This is a genomic window from Paraburkholderia humisilvae (genome assembly GCF_902859855.1).
Lineage (GTDB): Bacteria > Pseudomonadota > Gammaproteobacteria > Burkholderiales > Burkholderiaceae > Paraburkholderia > Paraburkholderia humisilvae.
Window position 1 is genome coordinate 1 of sequence record NZ_CADIKH010000170.1, and the last position, 5,441, is coordinate 5,441.

Here is a 5,441-nt window from a genome sequence, read left to right on the forward strand (position 1 = left end):
AGAATTTGCAGGTTTTTCACGTTAATGTGCCAGGTTCCTGCAAATCTCACAACACCATTTCGGCCTCAAAGCTCCGCTGCACGAGGCTCGCCGAATTGTTCAGGCTCGACTGTGTAGCTTTGAATTCCTCTCTTTGGCCTTTTCCACTGCTACCCGGTCGACATCGCAGATGTAGACCTGTGCATCAGCTTGAACGAATGCGTCGGCAATCGCTGCTCCAATGCCCGCAGCTGCACCCGAGATAAGCACGCGCAAGCCGGGCCTCGGCTTAAGAAGCTCAAATATATTCATGTGTCGCACGGACGAAGTGAAATTGCATAATCGAACAGACGCCAACTCCAGGCTCAGCGGCGATTCATGGACGGACCAGCAACGGGTGAGACAAAGGACGGAACCCGATCACCGTGTGGAGGCCGTGGCTGAAGCACCTTCCTTCGTCGCCAGCGGTCAACTCTTTGACGTCTTCAACTGTGCCCCGTTGCCCGTGGCCGGAACGGGACGCTCGGCCGCGCGGATGGCTTTGGCAAGGAGCGGCACAAGACACAACCCGAGCACCGATGCGACCACCACAACGTTGAAGCCCGAGTCGCTCCTGCCGGTTATCGTCTCGGCAAGCCCGAACAGATAAGGCCCGACAAACCCGCCCAGCAAGCCGATCATATTGATGAAAGCGAGACCGGCCGCAGCTTGCACACCCTGCAAACGCTTCATCGCAACGGTCCAATAGGAAGGCAGAATGCCACCCGCAAAAAAACCCGTGATACCGAGCAAAGTGATTTGCGTCGCCTGATTTCGGGCTGCGATAAACGTGCATGCGGCGACGACAACGCCCGCGGTCAGGATGCCAAAGAAGCCGCAATCATTGTTTATGCGCCGGTGAATGCGCGGCAGCGTTAGCACGCCAATCAGGAAGCCAATGCCGACACAACTCGACAGCAAGCCGACAAGAAGCGGCGACTTCACATGCATCTGCCCGACAATCGACGGAGTGAAAAAGTAAAGGCCCACGAAAGCGGCCTGATTCAGGAAGTAAACCAGCGCGATAAGCACCGTGACCGGACGTTTCAATGCGGCGAACCAGTGTGTCGATGTGAGATCTGCGTCCCCATGTGTGTCAATGACTGCGTGAGCCTCGAGTGTTTGTGCTTCCTGCGGCGTCAGCCACTTGACCTCGGAAGGCCGGTTCGGAAGCTTGAAGAACAGGATGATGCCAACCGCGATGGTGGGCAAGCCTTCCAGCATGAACATCCACTGCCAGCCGTGCATACCCCCGATCCCGCCGAGTTGCATCAGACCCGCACCGAGCGGATTGCCGATGATGAGCGCAATCGGCGGGGCCGTATAGATCCAGCCCACTGCGACCGCCCGGTCTTTGGGAGCAAACCACAGCGTGACCATGTACATCAAGGCCGGAAAAAGCCCCGCTTCCGCGACGCCCAGCAATACGCGGAGAATGTAAAACGACCACTCGCCTTGCACAAACATCATGGCCGTGGATAACACTCCCCACGTGACGGCGATACGGGCAATCCAGACTCGCGGACCGACACGATGGGCCGCCAGATTGCTCGGAACTTCGAGTAGCGCATAACCGACAAAGAAAATGCCCGCGCCGAGACCGTAAGCGGCGGCACTGATGCCGAGGTCAGTCGCGAGCGCACTCTTGGCCAGTGCCACGTTCGTGCGGTCGATAAACGACATGAAATAGATCGCGCACATTAACGGGACGAGCCTCGTCATCGCCTTGCGGGTCGCCCGCCAGTGAGTCTCGCCCAGGCTGAGGTCAACAGTCGCCGCAGTCATGATGTCTCCAGAAATTATCCTGCGTGCTTTATCTTGTGTCGCGCGTCGGGCGATTCCCGATCGGCGCTGCAGGAGAAAGGTAGTCCGGCCTACGCGCAGTTCGCGCGCAGTGCCATTTGCTCAAAGCGAGACGCTTTCGCGCCCCTTCAATCCGAGCATTGCACGGGCATCGGCTGGCGTCGCGATCTCGAACGAAAGCTCTTCGAGAATTCTGCGAATCTTGCGGACCTGGTCGGCGTTCGATTTTGCTTTCACGCCCCGCGACAGGTAAACGCTGTCTTCCAGACCCACGCGAACGTTGCCGCCCATGATCGCGCCCATCGTCACCAGCGACATCTGATGACGGCCGGCGCCAAGAATCGAAAACTGATAGTTCTCGCGGCCGAACAGACGATCGGCGGTCGACCTCATCAATGCGAGGTTTTCCGGGTCGGGACCAATCCCGCCGAGAATGCCGAATACGGACTGGATGAAAAACGGCGGCTTGATGAGTCCGATGTCGATGAAATACGCGAGGTTATACAGGTGCCCAACGTCGTAACATTCGAACTCGAAGCGCGTGCCGTAGTCCTGAAACTCGGTGAGGATGTTCCTGATGTCCCGGAACGTGTTCCGGAAAATCATGTCCTCCATGCCTTCAACGTATTCTTTCTCCCAATCGAATCGCCAGGAGGACATCCTGGCCGCGACGGGATGCAGGGAAAAGTTCATCGAACCCATGTTCAGCGAGCACATCTCGGGTTTGGCAACACGTGCATAGGCCAAACGCTCGTCGAGCGTCATACGCGTGCTGCCGCCCGTAGAGATGTTGATGACTGCATCGGTCACTGCCGCGATTGCAGGGACGAACTGACGGAAGACTTCGGGCGAAGGCGTCGGCCGGCCATCGTCCGGATTGCGTGCGTGCAGATGGAGAATAGCTGCCCCAGCCTCGGCGGCCTCGAGCGCTTGAGTCTTGATGTCATCGGGCGTTAGTGGCAGATATTCCGACATGGACGGCACGTGCGCCGACCCCGTCACTGCACACGTAATGATGACTTTGCCGGTCCAATTTCCCATTTCAATACCTTTCGAGTTGCGGCTGACACGCGGCACTTGTACTGGATACCGAGGCGAGCGACCGCGGACGCAAGAAGCGCGACGAGCTGACTGCCAGAAGCGCCACAGGCACGAGATCACGGGGATGGTGGATTTGCATACTTGTCTCCAACAGGTTTGCGAGTCGCACGACTGCAATGCGGACCCATCTCTTGTCCCGTTGACAGTAGTGAGATACGATCCACTATGTAAGGTCTTTTTCGGACAAGCCGATGTCCTCAGAGGACATTCATGGGAGGCGCGGTGTCTTCGAAATTCCCGCTGTTGAACGAGCGTATCTACGCGCCGTATAAGATCGCGGCGCTGGTCGAAGTGCTAGCGGAGCAAGGCATTGCCCCCGAGGACAGCCTGAAGGGAAGCGGCGTCGAGCCTGACCAGATTTACGATGCTTCGGTGATGACCTCGGTCAGGCAATACGCGGCGGTATGCAGAAATGCAGTCAGCCTTTCGTCCGACCCGGCTACGCCCTTCAGGACGGGAGCGCGGCTTCATCTGGCCGCCTACGGAATGTATGGTTACGCCTTGATGTCGTGTCTCTCGCTGCGCGACTACTTCCGCCTGGGCGTCAAATACCATCGGCTGGCGACGCCGACTATCACCATCGAGTGGACCGAACATCCCGATACTTCGGTGTGAACCTTTCCGGACGCCTTCTCGTCAAACCTGCCGCACCATGTTCAGCAGTTCCTTCTGGAGCAGCAATACACGCAGCACGTGACGCATCTCGAAGACGTTGCCGGGCGGAGCTGCCCTCCGGTGCTCGCCCGCTTCTCCTATCCGGCGCCGGACTACGCCGCGATATACCCGCAGTATTTGGGTTGCCCGTGTGAGTTCGACGCTGAGAAATGCCAGCTCATATACGATAGCGTCATACTCGAAGTGAAGCCGCACCTCGCGCATCGGCATTCGGCAGCGCTCTTACAGGAGACGTGCGACAGACTTATCGGGCAAGCGAAAACATCATCCGGCGTATCGGGCGAAGTCTATCAACTCCTGATGCGCAAGCCAGGTGTGTTTCCCAGCATGGAATCCGTGGCCGTCGCACTGAAGATGACCAGCCGAACGCTCAGGCGACGTCTGGAATCGGAAGACACGTCGTTCGTTGCGATTGTTGATGACGTCCGCGGCTCGCTAGCCACCGAGTACCTGAAGACCACGAAACTCAGCACGGATGATGTCGCCATGCTGGTCGGTTTCAGCGACACCGCCAACTTCCGCCGGGCGTTGAAGCGATGGACAGGCAAAGGCCCCGGTGAGATCCGCGATCAACCATGAGTCGCAACATTGGTGGCGACAAGGCAACTGTGGCGGCCTGCAAGACGTAGTTACGAACCGAACCCGTGACGAAGCCAACTACTTCGAACTGTTCCCACTCGCAGATTTCGACTACAAGTCGGAAATATACAAAGACTACGCAGCGCCGATTTTCCGTCGGAGCCCAGAAAGCTATAGCACGGACCCGGCAACGTTCGGCATCGTATCGCGCAAGCACATCCCGCCCGGCGTGACAGTATTCGACGAACGCGCGCTCGGGGTCGATCGGAGATGAGCGCAGGCGGGTCACCCCACGACTGCATCGGCCAGGACAATCCGGCAAGGATCACCGACGTCTTCGGCGACGAACCGGAACTTGCGAACGCTGGCTTCACTGCCATAAGTGTTCACGGCTACGTGATATCTGCGCCGCGGCCTTGCGGAACCGGTGCGCAGGGGAGTTTTCCATACCTGTCCCCCTGACCGTTTCCGACGCATGGTGATGACTCGCATAACCGCCCCAAGTGTTTGGTAGTGTCGACTAGATCCACTCCTGTAGCCTGGAATTCCACGTCGGATACGCGCGCGCACCCGGAGTCCAACGGTCACCGTGCGAGCTCGGACGAACATGGCCGTGATAATCCAGAGGATTTTCAGCGCAGCGGAAACAGGCGCGGAGAGCTATTGATGCGCACGGCGAACGCACCGTTTCCGCTGCGCTAAAAATTCTTTGAGCTAAGCCGCTCCGCTGCCGGTGGCTATGGGTACACGCACCATACCTCGATACCAAGGCACGCTCAAGTTTTGCATAAACCGGAAGTGAGTACGTGCGCTGAGGTACTGTCGTTGATTCGTGCCGGCTAAAGCAACTGGCCGGGTCTCGCCGCACATCGATCACAGCTGTGGCGCTCTGCCTTTGCTCATAGGCACGCCTGTGATGCCGAGTTCGCAACGGAACACTTCCGGCATTGCACCCGCGAAGACCTGAAAATCCTCGATGAGATGCGCCTGGTCGTAGTAGCCGGCCGCCACTGCTATGCTCGCCCAGCTTGCGCGGCTGTTTTCGCGCGCCAGGTCCATCGCGCGCGAGAATCGCATAAGTCGCGCATACGTCTTTGGACTCATCAGAGGCAACTTCGCTCATTTTCGTGTTGAGCAATTTCTTTCCGGCTTCGCATACTATTGACCTTTCCATAAATCATGACGTCACCACAAGGTTGCCTGAATCCAGCACGCGGCGATGATCGAAGGTCGGTGCTGAGCGCTTTTGAGCTTGTTGCGAGCGA

General features: G+C 58.1%; 3 protein-coding genes and 2 pseudogenes. 1 reads left to right on the forward strand and 4 read right to left on the reverse strand.

The genetic code is table 11. The features are described from left to right. Positions 1-111: 111 nt before the first annotated feature. The 3 genes and pseudogenes from HV796_RS40015 to kce form a co-directional block, all read right to left on the reverse strand. Positions 112-291 (reverse strand): annotated as a pseudogene (locus HV796_RS40015) (SDR family NAD(P)-dependent oxidoreductase); the annotation flags it as partial. Between the two features lie 156 nt (positions 292-447). Then, positions 448-1,803: an MFS transporter gene (locus tag HV796_RS40020; RefSeq protein WP_175233256.1), complete on the reverse strand. Its 1,356-nt coding sequence runs from the start codon at positions 1,801-1,803 to the stop codon at positions 448-450. Between the two features lie 120 nt (positions 1,804-1,923). Continuing rightward, entirely contained in the window at positions 1,924-2,862 is a 939-nt protein-coding gene (gene kce / locus HV796_RS40025) for a 3,5-dioxohexanoate:acetyl-CoA acetone transferase (protein WP_175233258.1), read from the reverse strand. Between the two features lie 282 nt (positions 2,863-3,144). On the opposite strand from kce, the pseudogene HV796_RS40030 reads away from it, so the two are divergent. Further along, positions 3,145-4,176: pseudogene (locus HV796_RS40030) on the forward strand (AraC family transcriptional regulator). Positions 4,177-5,049: 873 nt separating this feature from the next. On the opposite strand, the gene HV796_RS40035 reads toward HV796_RS40030, so the two are convergent. Further along, complete coding sequence (locus tag HV796_RS40035) at positions 5,050-5,280, reverse strand: helix-turn-helix domain-containing protein (protein WP_377694253.1); 231 nt, start codon at positions 5,278-5,280, stop codon at positions 5,050-5,052. Between the last annotated feature and the right edge of the window lie 161 nt (positions 5,281-5,441).

What these genes read in the sequence shown, in the direction of transcription:
- kce (WP_175233258.1), bottom strand. Translation starts at nt 2,862, where the DNA reads ATGGGAAATTGGACCGGCAAAGTCATCATTACGTGTGCAGTGACGGGG.
- HV796_RS40020 (WP_175233256.1), bottom strand. Translation starts at nt 1,803, where the DNA reads ATGACTGCGGCGACTGTTGACCTCAGCCTGGGCGAGACTCACTGGCGG.
- HV796_RS40035 (WP_377694253.1), bottom strand. Translation starts at nt 5,280, where the DNA reads ATGAGTCCAAAGACGTATGCGCGACTTATGCGATTCTCGCGCGCGATG.